We start from the raw sequence: 22,463 nt of genomic DNA on the forward strand, positions 1-22,463 counted from the left end.
AGATGCTTACGTCACAACTTATCCCTTTTTGATTGAAAATCTGCCGAAGTCAGGAAACAGGAGATCGCTTCCCGGGTAAATCTCTCAGAGACTGCTTTTTTACTCAAGAGAAAAGGCGTTTTTGAACTCAGATGGTTTACTCCCAAGATGGAAGTTGACCTTTGCGGGCATGCCACCCTTGCAAGCGCCCATATTCTTTTCACTCTCGGCATCCTTCCCGATACGGAAGACGCCGTGTTTTCCACAAAAAGCGGGATTCTTACCGCGAGGAGAAAAAGCGATCTCATAGAAATGGATTTTCCCTCGGAGGATCCTTGGGAAGTTGAGATGCCGGAGGACCTGCTTATGGCGATTTCCCAGAGGCCTCTTTACGTGGGCAGAAACCGCTTTGATTACATAGCTCTTTACGAGAGCGAAGAGACGGTAAGAAGCGCTGTCCCGGAGTCCACCCGCATCAGAAGGCTTGATTCCAGGGGACTTATAATAACGAGCGTCTCGAGTTCTCACCGCTACGATTTCGTATCGCGTTTTTTCGCTCCTAACGCCGGGATAGAGGAGGATCCGGTTACGGGCTCTGCTCACTGCTGCCTTTGTCCTTTCTGGAGCCGCCGGCTCGGGAAAAAAGAACTCACGGGCTATCAGGCGTCAGAAAGAGGAGGGCTCGTTAATACAAGACTTTCTGAGAAAGGAGTCTTTCTGTCGGGAAAAGCGATTATTGATGGAAGCTTCGAAATCAATCCGGAGTCATAAGGGAACTTGGATTTGTCGCTTGCCAAGATTCACAAAACTTTTTTTTTCGGTAAAATTTAAAATCCCATGTTACAGGGGCGGCGTAGCCAAGAGGTAAGGCAACGGTCTGCAAAACCGTCATACCCCGGTTCGATTCCGGGCGCCGCCTCCAGTTCTGAACTCCGTTCAGCGTAATGCCCGGGTGGCGGAATTGGTAGACGCAAGGGACTTAAAATCCCTCGGGAGTATCTCCCGTGCCGGTTCGAGTCCGGCCCTGGGCATTTTTTTCTACCAAATTCCAAAACGAATGTGTTAAAATGTGAAATATTATGTAACAAGTAGAACTAGTTGGGACAAAGGGTTGATTTCAAGGAGGTTTTGGAGATGAATTTTAGGACTCGGCTTAACGTAGCCATTTTTGCATTTGTTTTCTCGTTTGCGCTGGTTCTTTCGCTGAATGCTGTTGCCCAAGATGGGCAGAAAAGCCAGGATGAGCAGAAAGAAAATCTCAGTGCCGTGGAAGACAGCAGTTACACGCTCCGGAAAATGCTTGTAACCGCCACCAAGCGTGTTCAGCTTGCTCAGGACGTGCCTTTTTCCCTGAATGTGCAGTCAGAAGAGGATATAGAGCGCCTTAACACTACTAACTTGGAGGATCTTTCGCGCAACGTTGCCGGACTCTCCATACAGAACCTCGGGCCGGGCCAAAGCGTAGTCACAATCCGCGGCGTTTCTTCCGGGCAGATAGCGCGGGACCAGCCCGGCGTAAAGGAACAGGTTGGCGTGTATCTCGACGAAACCCCTATATCACTGTCGCTTTTCACTCCTGATATCGATCTTTTCGACCTTAACCGTGTGGAGACCCTCAGAGGACCGCAGGGCACGCTCTTCGGATCAGGCTCAATCGGCGGTACCGTTCGCTATATAACCAACCAGCCGCTTTTGGGTGTAAACGAGGTTAAAGTCGAGATTGACGGAAATTATCTTGACGAAGGTTCTGCTGGAGGTCATCTGAAAACAGCCCTCAATGTTCCTTTAGGCGAAGATGCGGCCTTTCGCTTGGTTGCTTACGGTACTAGATACGGCGGTTTCATCGATGCGCAAAAGGAAGGGGGTGCTGTGGATGAAGATGTAAACGATGGCACCCGTCACGGTGGGCGTATTTCCCTTTTATGGGAGCCAACCGAAAACTTGTCCATTACTCCGCGAGTTATATATCAGAACATTGATCTTGGAGGGTTTAACCGCGACGAGGTATTTAACCTTTTTGCAAACCCCTATACCGATCCCCCGACTCCGCTTGGTGATAGAGAGCAGCATCTGCTGCTTGACGAGGCTTTTGAAGATGAAACTCTGATTTTTGACACCGTGGTAAATTGGAGCATTGAAGACTTCTTTGACGTTACATACTCGGTAAGCTATATAAACCGCGACCTTCTTGTAAGTCGTGATGCGAGTGCTCTTACCGGTAGCGTGAGCGTGGACCTTGGATTTGCAGAGGATCAAGTGGCAAACCCATCCAATCTGCGTGACACTACCGACCTTGAACAGATGACCCATGAACTTCGCTTGAGTTCAAGCGATGACGGCGCATTTCAGTGGCTTGCGGGTGTTTTCTACTCCGACGTGGAGCGTGACTATTCTCAGCGTTTGCCGACTCCAGGGTATGATGCGTTATTTATACCTTCGGCTGACACTAACTTCCCCGATGCAGTGGATTCGCCTTATAGTTCCGATCTGACATATGATTTAAGGCAGATTGCACTTTTCGGAGAAGCGACCTATAACCTGCTTGACCGTCTCGGCTTGACGGCGGGTTTGCGCTGGTATGACTGGGAAGAGGATAAGACTTTCAGATCCGGTGGAGGTTTCTCGAATGCTGATGCCCAGAACCAGGACATTACAGTTTCCTCCGACGGATTTACACCTCGGTTTATGGTGAGCTACGATGCTAACGATAACGTTACTGTGAATGCTCAGATTTCCCGAGGCTTTCGTCTCGGTGGAGTTAATGACCCCCTTAACCAGCTGCTTTGCGGAGATGCCTATGATACTTTTCGGGGATATCAGGAGTTTGAGGATGAGACCCTCTGGAACTACGAGGTTGGGTTTAAGTCCTCTTTTGAGAATGTTACATTCAACGGCTCGGTTTTTTATACCGACATTGAAAATCTGGGTGTAAACGTTGATGCGGGACCCTGCTCTTCCAGGGTTACGATCAGCGTACCTGAATCTCACACTGCGGGAGCGGAGCTTGAACTGTCTATTCAACCGACAAGATCTTTGCTACTCGCTTTTGCCGGAAGCTATTTAGAAGCAGAGTTTGATTCCACTATCAGGACGGCAGGTGGGGATGCGGTTGAGGGAATAGAGGAGGGTAACCGCATACCTTCTGTTCCAGACTGGCAGCTCGCAGGATCCGCCACTTATACTTTGCCGGGTATTCTGAGTGCCGGGGAAAGCTTTCTCTCGGCTTCATGGCAGTTTGTAGGCGACAGCATCACGCAGTCAGGCGATCAGATTCCCGGCAGGGGAGTTTTTGGACATGGATTGCCCTACAGGGGTGCCTCTGCCGACGAGGCGACGGAAGTTGATCTGCTGCTTGATTCATACCACCTGTTTAACCTTTCCGCGGGCTTGGTATATGACAATATCGAGTTCACGGCTTACGTAAAGAATATTACGGATGAAAACGTTAAGCTTTCGTTTGACCGCGAGCGGGGAGGACGGGCCCGTCTTGCCTACAGAGTGGGTCAGCCCCGTACTTTTGGTGTGGTTACGCGCATGCGCTTCTAATGAAATAATGGGGAAGGTGTACTAAAACTCATCTTCCTTGTTAAAAATGAGACTTGTACCTTGCAATTGCGGTATTAATGCCGTAATTGCAAGGATGATTGCTGATAATATACAAGTAGATTTAGACCAACTTCCATACTTCCGGTTTGGAAATAGCACGCGAAATCTTAAACGCAAGCGTGGACTAGTTCTTAGTGAATCAGGTTTTAAGGGCCCGGTCCGGGGATATCTCCTGCCAAGGCAAGTCAATTTTACGTTGCAGGTTCGGCTTTCACTCAGTGAAGCACTCTTTTTCTTCCCTCTTCCCCTGTAATATCCTCGGAATCGTCATCGTAATAAAGGTAATTCATTTCTTCAAAGAGTTCGTCGAACTCATCTGCGAATTCATCCTCAAGCCCATCATCTTCGTCAAACGTGTCGGAGATGTCTAACGGGTAGTGAAAGTCTTCATCGTCTTTTTTGATAAATTTGAGCATGATTACCTCCAGCGGGAAAAATCTTCAACCAAAAGCTACACCCCGGTTATCAAAAGTCAACATCCCGAGATTAAGTTTCGGTTAAGTGACACAATTGCTTTTACTCATGACCTTTCAATCACAGCGGTTTTAAAAGAAAAAAGACATTCTTAAGGATGAAGTCGGGCTTTATTGCATTGCCCTCAAGATCGGTTTTTTTAGTAACTCCGGTCATTACAAGTGCCGTGCTGTACCCTGCTTTTTCCCCTCCGGCAATGTCGGTTCGGAGACTGTCTCCGACCAGAAGAGTTTTTTTCGTGTGTGCCACTCCACTTTTCTCCAGAATATCGAACATGTATTTTTCGGGTTTCCCAGATGTAACCGCTTTCTTCCCCGATGCGGCTTCCACCGATGCGAGGAGGGCTCCTGTAGCGGGGGCCCGGCCGTGTTCGCAAGGGTAGAAGAAGTCTCCGTTTGTTCCGATGAAGTCTGCGCCGTTTCCGATTGCTATGGAAGCGGTCTTTATTTCCTCAAGATTAAATCCCGGGTGACTTCCTATCACCACGAGGTCTGCGCCGAGAGAGTCATTTCCTGAAACTTCAACCAGTCCCGTCTCCCTGACCTCGTTCTTTAGGTAATCGCTTCCGGCTATGAAGACCGTTTTCCATTTCTCTGATGAAAGTTTTTCCCTTATCATAGAAGCGGTTGCCATGGGGGAGGTTACGAACTCGCTATCGTGCGAGCGAATTCCGAGTCCTCTGAGTTTTTCGGCATAGTCAGAAGGAGACCGCGAGGGGTTGTTGGTTATAAAGCGTATCTCTTTTTTATTCTTTCTTAATGTCTCTAGCACCTCGGGGGAGTTGCCGATGGCCTTTTCGCCGGAATATATAACCCCGTCTAGGTCAAAGACAAAATGATCAAACGAATTTTGAAAATCCATAACAGGGGCCGGGAATTTACGGGAGAGGCAGTTCTATCCCCAGATACTCTTTTTAAGTTCTTCCTGAAGATCGGAGTCGTAATTAGACTTCATTATCCTGATCAGTTTGTTTTCCCTGTCTTCAAAAAACTCAACTCCCATGAAGGAAAGTATGTCAAACGCAGCCCTTTTGTATCCTTCGTAGAACTCTTCTATTTCTCCGGAAGCTCTGACGGTCTTTGAATCGAGGTAAAGGGCTATCGCTGCGATCTCATCCTTTATCTCGGGGGCTATCTCGATCTGAAACCCTTCAAGTTCACCCTGAAGGAGATGGTTCGTGTACATTTCGATTACGGCATCAAGTGTGTGTACGTCCATTTAAGCATCCTCTCCGGCGTATTCTAACCGTTTTTACTAAGAAGTTCACTTGCCACTATTATGTTGTCTCTTCCCGCCTTGGCCGCGAGCTGCACCGCTTCTTTGAGAGTGGTTTTTTCCTCAACGGTGCCGAGTTTTAAAAGCATTGGCAGATTCACCCCTGAAATCACCTCCATTTCGCCGCTCTCAAGAAACATCAGGCTTATGTTGGAAGGAGTTCCCCCGAACATGTCCGTTACGAGCAGTATCCCATCTCCCTCGTCAACGCTATCGACTGAAGCCCTTATTTTTTTGTCAAAATCCTTGGAGTCTTTTGAGGCGTCTATTGAGACTGCGGTCATCTTGACCCTAGGTTTCTCGGGCAGAATGAAGTTCACTGCCGATATAAGCTCTTTTGCGAGCTCTCCGTGCGTGACCACCACTATGGAAAACATAGCACTTTTATAGCTTATTTATATCCCTGTGTCTAATAATAGCGGAATATTCGGAAAGGCTTTCGCCGAGAGCATCGGCCATGACTACGGAGCGGTGCTTCCCTCCGGTGCAGCCTATCCCCAGGGTAAGATAGGACTTTCCTTCCTCTGAATATTTCGGGATTAAAAACCGCAGAAAAGAGCACAGCTTCTCCAGAAACTCCCGCGAAGCTTTATCCGACATGACAAAGTCCACGACTTCGCCGCTGGTTCCGTCAAAATCCCTCAGGGATTCTGTGAAGTGGGGATTTTTCAGAAACCGAACGTCGAAAACCAAGTCTGCGTCTTCGGGAACTCCGTACCTGTAGCCGAAAGAGAGAAGGGTGATAAGAGGGGTCTGCTTGTCGGTTGTCCCGGCAATCTTTGCTATGATCGCTTTCAGTTCGTGAACGCTGAGGGTGCTTGTGTCTATGCGCTTGTCCGAGAGTTCTCGTATATTTGCCAGGATTTGCTTTTCCTCTGATATTCCTTCTGCAAGCGTCTTCTCGCTTCCAAGCGGATGAATTCTCCTTGTCTCCTTGTATCTTTTAACGATTGTCTCTTCAGAGCATTCAAGAAACACAAGATCGACCCTTTCAGCTGACTCTCTTATCTTTTCCAGCACTTTTTCGAAATCGTAAAGCGTATCTTTTACCGGTATCCGTATATCAATGACTGCGACCGCTTTTTTTATCTGCGTAAGAGATTTCCCGCAAAGGTCGATAAAAGAGAAAAGAAGTTCCGGAGGGAGATTGTCGACGCAGAAAAACCCCAGATCTTCAAGGACTTTTGCCGCCGTGCTTTTTCCCGAACCGGAAAGCCCGCTCAGTATTATTATCTGTTCCATCATTCCCGGGCAGTTGAGGAGATCTCGATTTTCCTGCCGGTTTCCTTGAGTATCTGGTTCCGCACCGCCACGTCTATTACCGATGCCATATTTCTTCCCGGACTCACGGGCAGCACAATGTACGGCAGTTCCACGTCAAGTATCGAGTATGTTCTCGTGTCTATTCCCAGACGGTCGTATTCAGTTTCGGAGTCCCACTGGTGAAGCTCCACAACCATGTCTATCTGCCTTTTTTCCATAACGCATGTGGTTCCGAAAAGATCCTCTATGTTCACTATGCCTATTCCCCGTACTTCCAGAAGGTACTTTATATTGTCGGGCCCCACTCCTACAAGCGCATGAGAACCTATTTTGCGTATTTCAACCACGTCATCCGCTATAAGCTTGGAACCCTGTATTATGAGATCAATAGCGCATTCGCTTTTTCCGATTCCGCTTTTCCCGAGTATCAGAACTCCCCTGCGATGCACGTCAAGAAGCACTCCGTGAACTGTTATGCGAGTCGCGAATTCCTCAGCGAGCAGTTCATTGAGAATGGTTATGAATTTCCCCGTGCCGAGAGTTGTGGTAAAAAGCGGAACCTGTTTTTTTTCAAAATGTGCGGTAAAGGACGCATCCGGACGGGCATCTTTTGAGAGTATGAAGCATGGAATGTCGTTTGAGAGAAGGTTCGTTATTATTTTTTTCTGCGTTTTTCCGGGGAATCCGTTTATGTAGGAGATTTCCGTTCTGCCGAGCACTTGTACGTTTCCGTTCTCAAGCTCTATCTTCTTTTCTATCATCCGCAGTCCCGGCTTCTTGGCGCTTGGTGAAATTATGCGTCTTTCAAATCCGGCTTCCCCGCCTATCGGTTCAAGGCAGAGTATTTCACCGAATTCCCCGTAGAAGTCCCCGACCGAAAGGGAATAACTGTTCTCAGAGTCTCTCATCTTCTTCAATCAGCAGGCTGTAAATATCAGAAGCCTCCTGTGACGCAATAAGCTTTGACCTTACGTCACCTTGTGCGAGTATCCTGCATATGCGTGCAAGCAGGGTTGTCCGGGTTTCCGCAGAGCAGCTCTCGGGGATTATTATCAGTGCGAAAAGATGGGTCTTCTCTCCGTCAAGAGAGTCGAAACGAACCCCCGTTTCGCTTCTGGCAAGAGCCATGGTCATATCAGGGATGTCGAGGAGTTTTACGTGCGGAATTGCCACTCCCGAGTCAATCGCGGTGCTGCACATTTCTTCCCGTTCAGCCAGTGTCTCGTTTAGCCTCTGCACGTTGATCCTGGGAAGAATCTCGCCGACTTTCTCCGAAAGCTCCCGCAGCAAATCCTGCTTTGTAGTCGAAACGAGCCGGGGAAACACGGAGTTCTTTTCAAGACATTCGGAAATCTTCACTTTTTCCGCACTCAGGGCGTAAGAAGCCCTGCCTTTTTCGAATCCGCTTTTTTGTAAACGACATTCATCTCAAGTGTTTCGCTGTTTCTGAAAGCCACGAAGTTCTCTTCGGACGCGTCAAGCTGCAGTAGCGCTTCCGTAACGCTCATGGGCTTGGGGCTGAGATGCTGGTGATCCACCCTGACGCTGCTTTCCCCTTGATATCTGTCTCTACGTGCGGCGGAGGGCTTTTTTGAGATACTTCTTCTTCTGAGCGCCAGTTGCTTGTCAGTTCTTCTTCTCAGCTGCTTTATGATCGTGTCGAAAAGCTTGTCTATGGCCGAGTGCATTTCATCTGTCTCTACCGAAGCCGCCGCTTTCAGGGAACCCGAGCTGAGCGTTATTTCCGCGCTGTTTCTGAGTTTCTCCGCGGAGAGGACTATCCTTGCTTCCGAGGGATTTCTCTGCGGGTCTATGTATCTGTTTATCTTCGGCATTTTCTTCATCGCGTAACGTTTGAAATGTTCCGACCTTCTTTTGTCGGGAATGTTTTTCGTAATGATATCGGTTTTCATGGTTCAAACCTCCTTTGAGAGTCTTTTTGATGAACTGGGTATGCCAAGTATCTTTCTGTATTTCGCGACCGTTCTTCTCGCGACTTTTACGTTTTTCATGGAGAGTATTCTGGATATATCTTCGTCCGAGAACGCACACTGGGCCGGTTCTTCATCAACTATTTCCCTGATCATTGATTTTATCCGCTCAATCGAAACCTTTAGTCCGTTGGATGAGCGGACTCCTCTTGAGAAAAGCTTTTTAAGTTCTATAACTCCTTGGGGGCACTGTATGTATTTTCTGCTTGTTATACGGCTTACGGTTGATTCGTGAATGCCCACTTTATCAGCTATGTCCTTTAGCTTCAGGGGTTTTATGTGAGCGCTGCCGTGGTCGAAAAACTCCCTTTGCTCATCGACGATTTTCTCCATGACTTTGCGTATTGTCATCTCCCGCTCTTCGATGCAGCGGACGATTCTCTGGGCTACCTCGATTTTTTCCCGCAGATAGTCCGTGGTTTCTCCTGTCAGGTTCGCGCGGTCGGCGAGAATTTTTCTGCAATAGGAACTTATCCTGAGTTTCGGAAAACTCCTGTTTGACTGCATCTGCAGTTCATCTCCCACCCTGTAAACATAGAAGTCGGGAACGATGTTTCTGGTTGTGTCCTTGGTGTAATAAGGTCGCCCGGGTTTTGGTTCAAGGGAAGTTATTGCGGCTTCAATTTCCAGTATCTCTTCCCTGCTTATGTCAAGTTCGGCGCAGATATTGTCGTAGTTTTTTCTGCCGAGATCGTCGATATGACTCTCCACCACCCGCATAATAACGCTTTCCCTTTCATACCCGAGATCAAGAGCCTGCGCGGCGAGACACTCGGAGAGGGAGCGGGAACCGACTCCGATGGGATCAAACGTGGTGCGTATATTCTCGGCTACCCGTGTTATCTCCCCCATGCGGTCACCGCCTGCCTCTGATGAGTCTCCTGCTTCAAGCAGTTCTGCTATCTCCTCAAGACCGATCTCTAGATACCCGTCCTCGTTTATGTTGCCGATAACAAGCGAAGCTATCTGCCTTTGCCGTTTGCTGAAATCGGTCATTTCAAGCTGCCAGTGCAGGTGTTCGAACAGGGAATCCTGGTTGGGGATCTGGTTTTCCCATGTGGTTTCATCGCCTGTTTCCGCAGAGAACTCTCCAGGTGGCGGATAGTCGGTTTCCATCTGACCGAGCTCGTTTAGAAGGGATTCTCCCTGATCGTCTTTTTCCGTCTCCGGAGGTGAATCGGGGTCTTCTTCCAGGGCGGGGTTTTCTATTAACTGTTCCTCAAGGTACTCTCTGAGTTCAACTGTGTTCATCTGTACCAGGCTCAGGAAAAGCCTGAGATGCTGGGTGAGTATGAACTTTTGCTTCTGTGCTGCATTAGGGGTCTGCGAAAGACCGAATCCGCTCATTTAAATGACTTTCTCCTTTCCCTGTTTCCTGTAAAACCGACCCGTTTAAATTATAACACCATTTGATCTGTTATTTAATTTCAGGAATCTGTGGCAGAAGCGGCGGAGAGCTGTGCAAGGAGCGACCCTTGCCGTGGGACATGAGGAAACGGGCGGCAGAGAAGCGGCAGATTTTTTGTTCAGAATCCTGGAACCGGGCCGTATTACTCGCGGTACCACTCGTGGATATTCCAGAGCTCGGAGTCCCAGTTGTTTGCCCGTACCCCCTTCAAGCTGTTGCTAAAAGCTGAGACTGAGGCGCGGTTAACCAGGGGAATAATCACGTGGTTCTGAACCAGCATGTCGTTCATCCGGATAACCAGGTTCTCACGGTCAGGACCGATAGGGGCACCCACAAGCTGCCGATAGAGATCATCGTACTGCCGAGAAGACCAGCGCGGTACGTTGCCGCCCATCCAGCCATTCTCGGCACTTGGAATTTCTTTGGTCTGCCAGTTTGAAAGATGGTTCTGCGGATCAACGGATGCTCCGCTGTCTGCATACATCTGAATGTCGGCATAGAATCTCCAGACATTGTCGGGATTGTCCGGACCGTCGCTGAAGAAGGTGCCCGGGTCAATGTTGTTCGCGATATCGGTCTCAACCCCTATATCCTTCCACCATTTCTGGATAAATTCCTGGGTGCTCTGGCGAACCGCGTTGTTGGCGGATGTACGGTAAAGAATTTCCAGGCGGATTCCGTCTTTTTCCCGGATGCCGTCTGCCCCGGGCATCCATCCTGCCTCATCAAGCAGAGATTTCGCTTTCTGAGTATTCGGGGTACGGCAGTCCTCGTTATTCCGAGAAGCGTACCGTACAGGTGCCGGAATAATGTTGCATGTAACCCTGCCCGCCGCTCCGTAAAGCTGCTCGACGATAGCTCGGCGGTCAATAGCCAGCGAGAGGGCCTCGCGCACGGCGGGGTCAGTCAGGAAGGGATGAGGGTTATTTCCGCCTGACCACTCGGAACGCCCGTCTCCGAGATCCGGGTCGGGATCAGTGAAGTTTATTACCAGGGACTCGACAAGAGACGCGAAGGCCGGGCTGACCATCCCCTTGCCGCCATCTTCCAGATTTCTAAGTGTCCCGGGCTCTACCTGCATGTTCCAGCCGTAGTCCGCTTCACCCGTCTCAAGAACAGCCCGCGCCGCGGTAACGGCATCCCCGCCCCCCTTTACAACAACTCTGGAGAAAAGTTTCCCGGCTGCGCGGAAGTGTTCGTTTTTTTCATAAGCAAGAGAGGATGAGACAGCTCCCGATTCAGATTCATTGACCGTGAAGTCGGTGATTCTGTATGGTCCGGTGCCGACCGGGTGGAGGTTCTCCATCTGGCATTCCCGGGCCGCTTGCTCACCGACGCAGTCTGCAAATTGCGCTTTCTGCAGAACGGGGGAGGATGTCCCTACAAAGAGAACATACGGATAGATCACGGTTTCGGTGAAGGTAATTCTGACGCTGAGCGGGGAATCTTCTACAGGGCCTACATTCCCTAGGGGAACGGTATTACACACATCGTTCGCCGATGCCAGGCTGCACAGGTACCTGTGGGTAAATATAATATCTTCGACTGTAAGAGGAGTGCCGTCGGACCAGAGTACTCCTTCTTTAAGTTTCCAGGTTATCGTGGTCATATCCTCTGATACTCCGCCATTTTCCACAGTCGGAATTTCCTCGGCCAGGCGAGGAACCAGTTCCCCTTCCTCGTCGTAGTTTGCCAGAGGCTCAAGAACAAGAGCGCTGATATCAACATCCTTGGTCCCGCTTGCGAGATAAGGGTTGGAAATTGTAGGGGCCTGCCAGAAAAGTATGGTCAGGGCATCCTCATCGTCGTCATCTCCGCAGGAGGCTATGAAGAGTCCCGCGACTATCATTGCTAGGAACAGGAAAGTTTTTTTGTATTTCATCTGAGTTTCTCCTGAAAAGTTTGAAAGGCTGTGAATATCCCTAATAAAATTCCCGAAAAGCAGTCGAAACGCAACCGCTGCACGGTTGAAAAATGTTTTAGGCAGAGTACATTGTTTTTGTTGGTAGCGAGATTTTCTTTTTGCAGGAGTTCTGATGTCAAGGAGATGTTATAGCACTGTGATGTTTGGGAAATCAAGTCAATTTGCCCGTCCCTATGTGATAAGACGGGTTATAGTGGAGAGTATTAAAAATGGTTTCTAAGTTGCATGTTGCCAGTTTGGGCAAGGGGCTTGCTATCCGCATTCCCAGGCCTGTAGCCGAACAGTTGGGTATTCATGAAGGTTCTGCCGTAGAGATCGTATCGTCTGGAGGCCGTATGATTGTTCACCGGGAAAGTCGATGACTTGCTGGCCAAAATAACAGAAAACAATCTTCATGTGGAACAGGATACCGGACCACCTCAGGGCAACGAACAATGGTAAAACCGAAATATGTACCGGTCGCGGGCGATATAGTATGGGTTACCCTTAGTCCTCAATCCGGACATGAGCAGGCAGGATGACGTCCCGCTTTGGTGATTAGTCCGCGAAAATACAACGAGAAGACCAGACTGGCGTTGCTATGTCCCATAGCCTCCAAAGTTAAGAATACCCTTTTGAGGTTGTGCTGCCGTCCGCGATTACGGTAAAAGGAGTCGTGTTGATTGACCAAGTCAAAAGCTTGGACTGGCAGGCAAGAAAAGCAAGCTTCGAGTGCAAGACACCGTCATACCTTATAGCGGAAGTATTAGGAAAGCTGAATATGCTTCTTGGGCCGGGTATGGTGCAGGAATGAGATGGTTAAAGAAATTTAAGTAACCGGTCTCCGTATCCCGCTTTTCCATATATCTGTGTAGCTGCTGGATGAATGCAGGACCGTCTGAAATAGTTCAAGATGACAATCAAGCTTGGTATAACGCCGCATGGGCGTCTGCATTGCTACAGTTCTTCGGAAGACAAATCGGTCGAGGTCCAGGTGCCTTCTTCCGTCTTGAAAGCCTTTGAGAAAGGTATCGGCGACGGATTGTTTGCTCTTGCCGCCCGCAGGAACACCGCAGAGCTTTCTTCGGGCTTTCAGTTCTGGGGAGAGTTTGCGTGTATTTACCTGACAGTGCGATGCAATCTCTCCACATCTTCCGCGCGGTCCATGAAGCCTGTTGGATTTTCCCGTTCCCCGGAGCTTGACCAACTGCTCCGGAGCGCGCCGCCCATGAAGGGGGCGGAGTATCTCTCCCACGCGGTTTTCGAACATGCGTGGGCCACACTCGACCTCTGGCTCTGTGAATCGGTCAGCAGAACCGGAGGCGATTTTGCGGAATTTCTGAGAAAACGGGCTCCTCTCTGGCATCAAGTGGGCCGCGTCTGCTTTCATCTTGCGGAGAACAAAAGAGATGAAGATTATCCTTTCGCCTTCATGGCAACCTACACCACGCGTCTTTCTGACCGGGGAGGGGTAAAGCACAAACCTCTGGGCGAAGCCCTGCGCCAGTACGCCGGGGACAATCGCAAGGAGGAACTGATTAATCTGCTCTCACCGGTTTATCTCGCTTCGGAAACCAGCTCTCTGGTCAGGGAACTGCTTGAATCGGGAGATATTTACTATCCGCTTGCCTGGACGCCTTCTGAAGCCTGCAAGTTTATAAGGGATCTTCCGGTTTATGAAAAGGCAGGTCTCTCGATCAGGTTGCCTGACTGGTGGAAAAAGCGCAGCCGTCCTCAGGTTACCGTGAGAATAGACAGTTCGGAGGAGAGAAAATTCACGGCCGGCACCCTGCTTGACTTCAACATTGCCCTGACTCTCGGCGGCTCTACCCTGAGCAGGGAGGAATGGGAGGAACTTACGGCATCAGGCGAGGGGCTTGTAATGTTCAAGGGGCAGTGGGTGGAAGTTGACGGAGAAAAACTGAACGAGGCGCTTGAGCACTGGAAAAAAGTCGAAGACAGTGTTGCCGAGGGCGGAATTTCGTTTATCGAGGGAATGCGGCTGCTTGCGGGTTCTCCCGCCGACCTGTCTGCGGTTAACGCAGGCGGTGCGGAAAAAGAGTGGTCGTCTGTACAGGCGGGCAAGGGTCTTCGCAGGATTCTCGACAACCTCGCCAACCCCGGTACGCGGGCTCTTGGGCTTGTGGGCGACACACTTGACGCGACTCTTCGTCCCTATCAGGAAAAAGGGCTTGGCTGGCTCTGGTATCTCTCGCAGCTGAAGCTGGGGGCCTGTCTTGCTGACGACATGGGGCTCGGGAAGACAATTCAGGTCATAGCCCTGCTTCTCGCTCTGAAGAAACAGGGAGTCCGCAAACCGTCCCTGCTTGTGCTGCCCGCGTCCCTGCTTAGCAACTGGAAAAGCGAACTTGACAGGTTTGCTCCTTCGATAAGCTATCTTCTCGTTCATCCGTCCTATTCCCCGGAAAACGACGGGTGGGGGCCGGACGGGGAAGACAACTGCCTTGCCGGCAGGGATTTGGTTATTACCACCTACGGCATGCTGTCCCGTCACGACTGGCTGCTCGGGGAGCAGTGGCATCTTGGCGTTATTGACGAAGCTCAGGCCATAAAAAATCCCGGCACACGGCAGAGCAGGTCCGTGAAAAAAATTAAAGCCGAATCCAGAATAGCTCTTACCGGCACCCCTGTGGAGAACCGTCTTGCGGACCTGTGGTCTCTGTTTGATTTTATCTGTCCGGGGCTTCTGGGCTCGGCGAAACGCTTCCATGCGTTTGTTAAATCACTGGACGGCAGCGACAGGGACCGTTACGCGCCGCTTAGAAATCTTGTGAGGCCGTATATTCTGCGCCGCCTCAAGACAGACAAGACGATTATCGCCGACCTGCCGGACAAAACCGAAGTCTACGCCTACTGCGGTCTCAGCAAGAAACAGGCGGCCCTCTACGCAAAGTCCGTGGGCGAGCTGAAGACCGCTCTCAGTGCGGAGACGGAAGGCATGAAGAGAAGGGGGCTTGTGCTCTCCTACATAATGCGCTTCAAGCAGATATGTAACCATCCTTCCCAGTGGTTCGGGGACGGGAACTACACCGCGCGGGACAGCGGCAAGTTCTCCCGCCTCGGCGAGATATGCGAGGAGATAGCTTCGCGCCAGGAAAAGGTTCTGGTATTCACGCAGTTCCGCGAGATGACAAGGCCTCTTGCAGAGTATCTTGCCGGATGTTTCGGGCAATCGGGACTGGTACTTCACGGCGCCACCCCGGTAGCGCGCCGAAAGGAGAGAGTCGAGCAGTTTCAGCGGGAAGACGGCCCGCCCTTCTTCGTGCTTTCCATAAAGGCCGGAGGTGTCGGACTCAATCTTACCCAGGCGTCTCACGTGATCCATTTTGACCGCTGGTGGAACCCGGCGGTGGAGAATCAGGCTACGGACCGTGCCTTTCGCATAGGGCAGAAGCGCAATGTTCTTGTGCACAAAATGGTCTGCCAAGGTACTATAGAAGACAAGATAGACAGGATGATAATGGATAAAAGTGCGCTGTCCGATGATATACTGAGCGGAGGCGGCGAAGCGATTCTGACGGAAATGAGCAATGACGAGCTCATAGACATTGTCAGTCTTGACGTTGACAGAGTGCTTACCTAGAGAAGGAGTACGCGGTATGGGTTATCGTTCATGGAAGCCTCAGGCTTCTGTTTCCGCGCGGCGCGCCAAGGCCCGCAGGGATGTGGCGAAGCTTCGAAAGCAGGGTATTGAACTCCATCCTGTTGAAATTGAGGGCAGAAAAATCGCCAGAACATTCTGGGGACGGGCGTGGTGCGATCATCTTGAGAAATTCAGCGACTACTCAAACCGTCTGCCCAGGGGGAAAAGCTACCTGCGCAATGGTCTGGTGCTTAATATGGAAATAAGCGAAGGGGAAATAAGGGCCATTGTCAGCGGTTCGGACCTGTACATGGTCAACGTGTCAATCACTCCGCTTCCACCCCGGCGCTGGGATGATATAAAAAAGCGGTGCATGGGACAGATAGGATCAGTTCTGGAACTGCTTCAGGGAAGACTGTCCGATAATGTCATGGGGGTTGTTACGCATCCCAAAACCGGACTGTTTCCGCGTCCCGGGGAAATAGAACTTGACTGTGACTGTCCTGACTGGTCGTCGCTTTGCAAACACCTCTCCGCCGTACTGTACGGCGTGGGGACAACGCTTGACAGGCAGCCCGAACTGCTTTTCAGGCTCCGTGGCGTAAACCACGAGGATATGGTAGGAGAGGATATCCCCATACCCGAAAATCAGGGCGGACACAGGCGCATAAAAGACGATGTCGGCGATGTGTTCGGGGTTGATCTAGACAGCGGCGAGGGAGAGGACAGTGGCGAAGCGGGGGACAGAACGCCCCGGTCGGCGCTCAAGAAAAAAAGCGAAAAGCCGACGGAACCTACCCGGGTCGAGCCGTCTGTTTTCAGGGGAGAGGATGTTGTGAAGCTTCGCGGGCGGCTGGGTCTTAACGCAGCGCAGTTCGCACGGCTTGCGGGAGTAAGCGTCGGTTCGGTCAGACTGTGGGAAAGCAGAAAGGGCAGGCTTGATCTGAGGGGGAAATCGGTCCTGGCGCTTGAAAAAGCCTCTTCTCTCAAAAAGTCAGAAGCACGGAGAAAACTCGGTCTTGCGTAGCGCCGCGCGCGGACATCTGCGTCCGCGGTTTGCCTGTTGCTTTTCTGCGGTTAACGTTCCTTGTATGAACATTACGGAAGCAGCGAGAGTTCTTATCATTCTGGGCGCGGGGCTCATAGCGCTCGGTGTGCTGCTTCCCTACGTGGCGAAGCTCGGTTTTCTCGGAAAACTTCCAGGGGACATAAAAATCGAAACGTAATTATGCATTTGACTAACTACAACACAAAATATAGAATACCCGCATTGTGGAAAATAAGACAGCACGAGATATTGTTTCCCTCCTTTCGGCAATTATGGGTGGTGTCATAGTGGAAATACTAGATGCGGAAGGACAGAGGGTTCTGACGGTTATAGCTTTTGGTTTTATTTTGATTTTTGTAAGGCTTCTCTGGCCCGACAAAGAGCAAAAACGTTTAGAAGAAAAACTTGATTTGCTTATTCAGAAGGAAGGAGGGGGAAGCTATTCCAGCAAACCCGTTGTTGAAATTGTCAGGCAACAGACGGTAAATGAAATTCTCGCAGAAAAGCTTACGGAAGAGGAGCGGCTCGAAAAGAGAATAAAAAAAGCCGAGGAAATGTTTCCGGGTATTTTTACCCGCGATAATCCAAATCCTTTTGATGAGAAATCATAATCCCTTTAGTGATCTTGTTTTACTTGCCAATATAAGACTAAAATTATCAAGATAAAGAAAAGCGGAGCCGCTACTACCCAGGGACCTTCTCTGTTTTGAAGATATGCCACTATGAGATATACCCCAAAGACATAGGCTCCCCAGCGCCCTTTTCCGTGGTGGATCAAGCACAAGGGGATAGCGATTAAGACAGCGAAAATTATAATTCCCATTGGCGGTTATTCTTCTGAAATATCGTAGGGGTTTACCTTAAACTTTTGACAAAGTTCCTCACATCGTTTTATGTGGGAATCTAAAACAGCTTCGCCAGATGTAATCTTTTCTTCTAAGTACCGGGGAAGCACTTTGTGTTTTATTATCAATTCAAAGGCTCTGGTTTCTACGTGTTTATCTAAACGTTCGATTTCTTTTATTAGGGGACTTAATCTGTCTTGCACGTTAAAAAGAGTTCTTAACACGTCGTCCTCTGGTTTTGAAAGAAAACCTCTATCGAAAGCACGAAGTGATTGCTGTTCCACCGGAAAAGCAAGTTCTAAATGTGCCAATTTCAATAACTCACTGGCAACACCGATTAGTTCATCTAAGTTCATCTTGTCGGTTTTCGTTGACATTAAGCTACAAGCTCCTTATAAGTAAGATTTTCGGTATTCATAATCCGCTTTAAAGTATCAATGAAGATATGCGGGTTATCTCGGTTGTTAAGCCGCCATTCAAGCTCCTCGATGTAGCGGTCCATGTGTTTAACGGACATCTTGTGAAACGCCCCGATAATTGAACGCTTGAACAGGCTCCACACGCCCTCGATGCTGTTGGTATGGACATCCCCCCGGACCCATTCTTCCTCGGAGTGGTTAACCGTTTCGTGGCGAGTGTCGGAATCTTCAACTCCGAGATAAGCTTTCCATTCGTCCGTGTAGACCGCTTCAGCTTCATCCTTCACCGCCCGTTTGATAAACCCGTGAAGCGTTTCCCTTTTCGTGTTGGGGATTCTCTCGATGCGAACCTTCCCACCACGCTGGATGGCTCCAGCAATCCAAGTCTTATTTCCCGTGTAACGCCGACCCTTGCCCTTCGTTTTGCCTCCGATAAGGGTTTCATCTACCTCGACAACTCCGACAAGCGTAGGGCCCTCAAACGGTTCATTGCCCATTGCTTGGCGGATTCGGTGGCAAAGATACCACGCGGTTCTGTATTGTACCCCGAGGGTGCGTTTCATCTGGTTGGCCGAAATGCCTTTTTTCGATTCGCACATCAGGTAGATGGCAATAAACCACTTGCGGAGCGGGAGGTGGGAATCATGCATGATGGTTCCGCTCATTACCGAGAACTGGTAATTGCAACCGAGGCACTTCCAGCGGTTCTGTTTTTCAAGTTTCAGTACCTCTACGCATCCGCATCGGGTACAATGTATACCATGAGGCCAACGAATTTTCTCCAAAGCTTCGCGGCAATCGTCGTCGGTTTGAAATTTATCCATTAAGGAAACAAGGTTTAACATGGTTCAAAAACCCCCTAAGAAAAGAAAAAAGCTCCCCAAAGACATACTCGAAAAAGACGACAGATACCTTATGGAATGTATTTTCGGCAAGCGAGTAATGAAGGAACTCGACAAAATTACCTCGGAAGAACCGAAGGAAAAGATTGAAATAACTGAATTCTTTAGCATGTAGATAATTCTACATGTTGTGCATTAGTTTGTCAAATGCATAATTACGAATCGAAAGAGAGAACTTCAGTTTCTATTTTCCGATTGCGACCTGCGTGGTGCTGAGCATTCTGCTTACGCTTCTCGGCAATCTTTTCTTCAGAAAATAAAGGGGTAAGCCAAGGTGAGGGTCAGGGGTTCTTGCGCTCGTCGGGAAGAACCCACTGCCTTTCGCTCATAAAGAGTTTTTCATACCTCTCTATGCTTGTCTCCATCTCAAGGGTCTGCGATATGTCGTCAAGCCCTTCAAGAAGCACTTTTCTCTTGAAATCGTCTATCTCGAATGAAAACTCTACCCCTTTCCCTGTTACGGACCTTTTGACAAGGTCAACCTCAAGGGAATAACCTTCGTTTTCCCGCACAAGGCCGAAAAGCTCATCCGTTTTGTTCTTGGAGATAACTATTGGAAGTATCGAGTTCTTAAAGCAGTTGTTGTAGAAAATATCCGCGAAGGAAGGGGCCAGAATGACACGGAATCCCGCTTCCCTTATAGCCCACGGCGCGTGTTCTCTTGAACTTCCACTTCCGAAATTGTCCCGGGCAAGAAGTACGCACGCCCCCGCGTATCTAGTCTGGTTGAGTTCAAAATCCTTGTTCAGGGTTCCGTCGTCGTTATACTTCCAGTCAAAGAACAGGAATTCGCCGAAACCCGTTCTCTCGATGCGTTTTAAAAACTGTTTGGGAATTATCTGGTCGGTGTCGACGTTCATTCTGTCAAGAGCCGCCACTTTCCCCGATATTTTCTTTAGTTTTTCCATATCTCAGATTCCCTTTTCTATATCCCAGTCCCTGACGTCCACGAAATGTCCCGAAAGCGCCGCCGCGGCCGCCATTATGGGGCTCACAAGATGGGTCCTCCCGCCTTTTCCCTGGCGTCCCTCGAAGTTCCTGTTGGATGTGCTTGCGCACCTCTCCCCGGGGGCCAGTATGTCCGGGTTCATTCCAAGACACATGCTGCATCCCGATTCGCGCCATTCGAATCCTGCCTCGGTGAATATCCTGTGAAGCTCCATTTCCTCCGCTTTTTTCTTTACGATCTGGGAGCCTGGAACCACCATGGCGTTTACACTGTCTGCGACCTTTCTGCCTTTTACGAGCTTCGCGACCGCCAGCAGGTCTTCCATTCTGGAATTCGTGCAGGAGCCTATGAACACCCTGTCGACGTTTATGTCCGTTATCGGGGTATTTGCCTTTAGGTCCATGTATTCAAGGGCCTGCTCCATTGATTTTCTCTCGCCCGGATCCTCGCAGTCCCTCGGGTCGGGCACTTTTGAAGTTACGTCCGTCACCATCCCGGGGTTGGTCCCCCAGCTTACCTGCGGAGCTATTTTGCGGGCGTCAAGAGTGACCGATTTGTCAAAGACGGCGTCGGGGTCCGTTCGGAGAGTCTGCCAGTGCTCAAGCGCTTTTTCGTAATTGTCGTTTTTCGGTGCGTACCGGCGGTCCTTTACGTACTCAAAGGTTTTCTGGTCCGGCGCTATCATTCCCGCCCTCGCTCCTCCCTCTATCGACATGTTGCACACCGTCATCCTCTCTTCCATGGAGAGGGCTTCTATAGCTTCCCCCCGGTACTCGACAACTGTCCCGGTGGCCCCCGCGGTTCCTATATGTCCGATTATCCCAAGGATTATGTCTTTCGCTGTGACCCCGTACTGGCGTTCGCCATCGACCCTTATTTCAAACACCTTCGGGCGGTTCTGTCTCAGGCACTGCGTCGCCAGAACGTGCTCAACCTCGCTTGTTCCTATGCCGAAAGCGAGCGCTCCGAACGCCCCGTGGGTTGAGGTGTGGCTGTCTCCGCACACTATCGTCATCCCGGGTTTCGTGAGGCCGAGTTCCGGACCGATAACGTGTACTATGCCTTGGGAGTGGTTGTTGATTCTTATTCCGAAAAGCGTTACTCCGAAATCTGTGCAGTTCTGCCGCAGGGCTTCTATCTGTTTTGCGGATATGGGGTCCGAAATCGGTCCGCTACGGTCGGTGGTCGGCACGTTATGATCCATGGTGGCGAAAGTAAGATCCGGTCTCCTTACTTCTCGTCCCGTAATTCTCAGCCCTTCAAACGCCTGGGGAGAGGTAACTTCGTGAACTAGGTGAAGATCTATGTAGAGAAGGGACGGTTTACCTTCTTCTTCGTGAACGAGGTGTGATTCCCAGATTTTGTCAAAAAGAGTTTTTCCTGCCATCGTTAACTGCTCCAGAGCACTGTCTTTTCGTTCCCGAACCGCGCTTTTTCCCCAAGCTCCTCCTCTATGCGCAGAAGCTGGTTGTATTTTGCTATTCTGTCGCTTCGGGATGCCGACCCGGTTTTTATCTGACCGGCGTTTGTGGCAACTGCAATATCCGCTATCGTCGAGTCCTCTGTTTCTCCCGAGCGATGGGATATTATGTAACTATAACCCGCCTGCTTGGCCATCTCAATAGCCTCGAGGGTTTCGGTAAGCGTTCCTATTTGGTTTACCTTTATGAGTATGGAGTTTGCCACGCCCGAATCTATTCCGTCTGAGAGTCTCTTCGTGTTCGTTACAAAAAGATCGTCTCCGACAAGCTGTACGTCGGAGCCTATTTTTTTCATAAGCGTCTTCCAGCCTTCCCAGTCGTTTTCATCCAGGGGGTCTTCTATCGAAACAACAGGGTATTTTTTTATCCACTTCTCGTATATTTCCATTAAACCGGCGACCGGCACGGTTTTTCGCTCCACATGATAACTTCCCTCGCGGAAGAACTCGCTTGAAGCTACGTCAAGCGCTATTGATATCTGCTCTGAGGGGCTGTATCCAGCTTTCCATATGGCCTCTATTATGAATTCGAGCGCCTCTTCGTTTGATCCCAGGGAAGGTGCAAAACCTCCTTCGTCTCCGACGGCCGTCGAGAGGTTCTTGGCGCTGAGTATGGATTTGAGTGTGTGGAAGGTTTCCACTCCCGCCCGAAGGGCTTCCCGGAAAGTGGAGAAACCATGGGGAACTATCATGAATTCCTGAAAATCAAGGTTGTTGTCCGCATGAGTGCCACCGTTGACTATGTTCATAAGCGGTACAGGGAGGGTATCGGCATCTTCGCCTCCTAGATAGCTGAAAAAGGAGGTTCCCCTGGAGTTCGCAGCCGCCCTCGCCGAGGCAAGCGACACGCCCAGAATGGAGTTCGCTCCGAGACGGGACTTTGTTTCCGTCCCGTCAAGCTCTATCATGACCCGGTCTATCATGGCCTGGTTGCACGCTTCAAGACCCTCAAGGCGCGGAGCTATTATGTCGTGAACATTCTCTACCGCCTTCAAAACCCCCTTTCCCATATACCTGTGCTTTTCCCCGTCCCGAAGCTCAAGCGCTTCGTGTTCTCCGGTCGATGCTCCCGAGGGAACCATCGCCCGGCCGAAGGCACCGTCTGAGCAGTTTACCTCTACTTCTATCGTTGGATTTCCCCTTGAGTCCAGTATCTCTCTTGCTTTTATTCTGCTTATCTTTGACATCTTTGTTCCCTCTTGAGTTGCCTGTTCAACTATAAAGCGCAAACTCTGATTTGGGTTTGATTGTACGGAATTGGAACTATTTTTCAAACATGTCGTAAAACCGGCATCACAAAGGTGACAGTCTCCAACG

At 50.0% G+C, this 22,463-nt stretch carries 22 protein-coding genes, 2 tRNA genes and 2 pseudogenes; 11 read left to right on the forward strand and 15 right to left on the reverse strand.

Annotated features, from left to right (window positions below):
* Positions 1-63: 63 nt before the first annotated feature.
* The 4 genes from OXG75_04975 (at position 64) to OXG75_04990 (ending at position 3,525) form a co-directional block, all read left to right on the forward strand.
* Positions 64-750, forward strand: a complete 687-nt coding sequence (locus OXG75_04975; protein ID MCY3625329.1) for a PhzF family phenazine biosynthesis protein — start codon at positions 64-66, stop codon at positions 748-750.
* 76 nt (positions 751-826) lie between these two features.
* Positions 827-901 (forward strand) — tRNA-Cys (locus tag OXG75_04980).
* Positions 902-925: 24 nt separating this feature from the next.
* A tRNA-Leu gene (locus OXG75_04985) sits at positions 926-1,010 on the forward strand.
* A gap of 103 nt (positions 1,011-1,113) precedes the next feature.
* Complete coding sequence (locus tag OXG75_04990; protein ID MCY3625330.1) at positions 1,114-3,525, forward strand: TonB-dependent receptor; 2,412 nt, start codon at positions 1,114-1,116, stop codon at positions 3,523-3,525.
* Positions 3,526-3,800: 275 nt separating this feature from the next.
* Here the strand turns inward: OXG75_04990 and OXG75_04995 are convergent, their stop codons facing one another.
* The 10 genes from OXG75_04995 to OXG75_05040 all read right to left on the reverse strand — a co-directional run bounded on the left by OXG75_04995 (position 3,801) and on the right by OXG75_05040 (position 11,878).
* Positions 3,801-4,001: a hypothetical protein gene (locus tag OXG75_04995; protein ID MCY3625331.1), complete on the reverse strand. Its 201-nt coding sequence runs from the start codon at positions 3,999-4,001 to the stop codon at positions 3,801-3,803.
* A 118-nt stretch (positions 4,002-4,119) separates the two neighbouring features.
* Complete coding sequence (locus OXG75_05000) at positions 4,120-4,920, reverse strand: HAD-IIA family hydrolase (GenBank protein ID MCY3625332.1); 801 nt, start codon at positions 4,918-4,920, stop codon at positions 4,120-4,122.
* A 33-nt stretch (positions 4,921-4,953) separates the two neighbouring features.
* Positions 4,954-5,277, reverse strand: coding sequence for a hypothetical protein (locus tag OXG75_05005; protein MCY3625333.1), 324 nt, complete (start codon positions 5,275-5,277; stop codon positions 4,954-4,956).
* Between the two features lie 23 nt (positions 5,278-5,300).
* Positions 5,301-5,711, reverse strand: coding sequence for a PTS fructose transporter subunit IIA (locus tag OXG75_05010; protein ID MCY3625334.1), 411 nt, complete (start codon positions 5,709-5,711; stop codon positions 5,301-5,303).
* A 7-nt stretch (positions 5,712-5,718) separates the two neighbouring features.
* Positions 5,719-6,579, reverse strand: coding sequence for an RNase adapter RapZ (rapZ, locus tag OXG75_05015; GenBank protein ID MCY3625335.1), 861 nt, complete (start codon positions 6,577-6,579; stop codon positions 5,719-5,721).
* On the reverse strand, positions 6,576-7,505 hold the full coding sequence (gene hprK / locus OXG75_05020; protein ID MCY3625336.1) for an HPr(Ser) kinase/phosphatase: 930 nt from the start codon (positions 7,503-7,505) through the stop codon (positions 6,576-6,578). Before hprK ends, rapZ begins: the two co-directional genes overlap by 4 nt.
* Positions 7,492-7,956: a PTS sugar transporter subunit IIA gene (locus tag OXG75_05025; protein ID MCY3625337.1), complete on the reverse strand. Its 465-nt coding sequence runs from the start codon at positions 7,954-7,956 to the stop codon at positions 7,492-7,494. Before OXG75_05025 ends, hprK begins: the two co-directional genes overlap by 14 nt.
* Positions 7,957-7,967: 11 nt before the next feature.
* On the reverse strand, positions 7,968-8,510 hold the full coding sequence (locus OXG75_05030) for an HPF/RaiA family ribosome-associated protein (GenBank protein MCY3625338.1): 543 nt from the start codon (positions 8,508-8,510) through the stop codon (positions 7,968-7,970).
* Positions 8,511-8,513: 3 nt separating this feature from the next.
* Positions 8,514-9,935, reverse strand: a complete 1,422-nt coding sequence (rpoN, locus tag OXG75_05035) for an RNA polymerase factor sigma-54 (GenBank protein MCY3625339.1) — start codon at positions 9,933-9,935, stop codon at positions 8,514-8,516.
* 203 nt (positions 9,936-10,138) lie between these two features.
* Positions 10,139-11,878, reverse strand: a complete 1,740-nt coding sequence (locus OXG75_05040) for a peptide ABC transporter substrate-binding protein (GenBank protein MCY3625340.1) — start codon at positions 11,876-11,878, stop codon at positions 10,139-10,141.
* Positions 11,879-12,354: 476 nt separating this feature from the next.
* On the opposite strand from OXG75_05040, the pseudogene mazF reads away from it, so the two are divergent.
* From mazF to OXG75_05065, 5 genes and pseudogenes are all read left to right on the forward strand, one after another.
* Positions 12,355-12,713, forward strand: a pseudogene (gene mazF, locus OXG75_05045) (endoribonuclease MazF).
* A 99-nt stretch (positions 12,714-12,812) separates the two neighbouring features.
* Positions 12,813-15,503 (forward strand): DEAD/DEAH box helicase, encoded by a 2,691-nt coding sequence (locus tag OXG75_05050; protein ID MCY3625341.1) that lies wholly within the window; start codon positions 12,813-12,815, stop codon positions 15,501-15,503.
* 16 nt (positions 15,504-15,519) lie between these two features.
* The gene (locus OXG75_05055; protein MCY3625342.1) at positions 15,520-16,530 is read left to right on the forward strand and encodes a hypothetical protein; all 1,011 of its coding nucleotides are present in this window, start codon (positions 15,520-15,522) and stop codon (positions 16,528-16,530) included.
* 64 nt (positions 16,531-16,594) lie between these two features.
* Positions 16,595-16,729: a DUF2905 domain-containing protein gene (locus tag OXG75_05060; GenBank protein ID MCY3625343.1), complete on the forward strand. Its 135-nt coding sequence runs from the start codon at positions 16,595-16,597 to the stop codon at positions 16,727-16,729.
* Positions 16,730-16,775: 46 nt separating this feature from the next.
* A complete protein-coding gene (locus OXG75_05065; protein ID MCY3625344.1) occupies positions 16,776-17,162 on the forward strand; it encodes a hypothetical protein in 387 nt (128 codons plus the stop codon).
* Positions 17,163-17,380: 218 nt separating this feature from the next.
* On the opposite strand, the gene OXG75_05070 is transcribed toward OXG75_05065, so the two are convergent.
* Together OXG75_05070 and OXG75_05075 are read right to left on the reverse strand one after the other, a co-directional pair.
* Complete coding sequence (locus OXG75_05070) at positions 17,381-17,773, reverse strand: hypothetical protein (GenBank protein ID MCY3625345.1); 393 nt, start codon at positions 17,771-17,773, stop codon at positions 17,381-17,383.
* Positions 17,773-18,480 (reverse strand): IS1595 family transposase, encoded by a 708-nt coding sequence (locus OXG75_05075; GenBank protein ID MCY3625346.1) that lies wholly within the window; start codon positions 18,478-18,480, stop codon positions 17,773-17,775. The genes OXG75_05070 and OXG75_05075 overlap by 1 nt, the downstream gene beginning before the upstream one ends.
* A 178-nt stretch (positions 18,481-18,658) precedes the next feature.
* On the opposite strand from OXG75_05075, the gene OXG75_05080 reads away from it, so the two are divergent.
* Entirely contained in the window at positions 18,659-18,832 is a 174-nt protein-coding gene (locus OXG75_05080) for a hypothetical protein (GenBank protein MCY3625347.1), read from the forward strand.
* 46 nt (positions 18,833-18,878) lie between these two features.
* Positions 18,879-18,977: pseudogene (locus tag OXG75_05085) on the forward strand (DUF2905 domain-containing protein).
* 21 nt (positions 18,978-18,998) lie between these two features.
* Here the strand turns inward: OXG75_05085 and leuD are convergent.
* The 3 genes from leuD to eno are packed head-to-tail and all read right to left on the reverse strand — an operon-like array spanning position 18,999 to position 22,333.
* A complete protein-coding gene (gene leuD, locus OXG75_05090) occupies positions 18,999-19,625 on the reverse strand; it encodes a 3-isopropylmalate dehydratase small subunit (protein ID MCY3625348.1) in 627 nt (208 codons plus the stop codon).
* 3 nt (positions 19,626-19,628) lie between these two features.
* Positions 19,629-21,053 carry a 3-isopropylmalate dehydratase large subunit gene (gene leuC / locus OXG75_05095; GenBank protein ID MCY3625349.1) on the reverse strand — a complete coding sequence of 475 codons (1,425 nt, stop codon included), beginning with the start codon at positions 21,051-21,053 and terminating at the stop codon, positions 19,629-19,631.
* A 2-nt stretch (positions 21,054-21,055) separates the two neighbouring features.
* The gene (gene eno / locus OXG75_05100) at positions 21,056-22,333 is read right to left on the reverse strand and encodes a phosphopyruvate hydratase (protein MCY3625350.1); all 1,278 of its coding nucleotides are present in this window, start codon (positions 22,331-22,333) and stop codon (positions 21,056-21,058) included.
* Positions 22,334-22,463: the final 130 nt, after the last annotated feature.

This window comes from Candidatus Dadabacteria bacterium (genome assembly GCA_026705445.1).
In the GTDB taxonomy this organism is placed as follows: domain Bacteria; phylum Desulfobacterota_D; class UBA1144; order Nemesobacterales; family Nemesobacteraceae; genus Nemesobacter.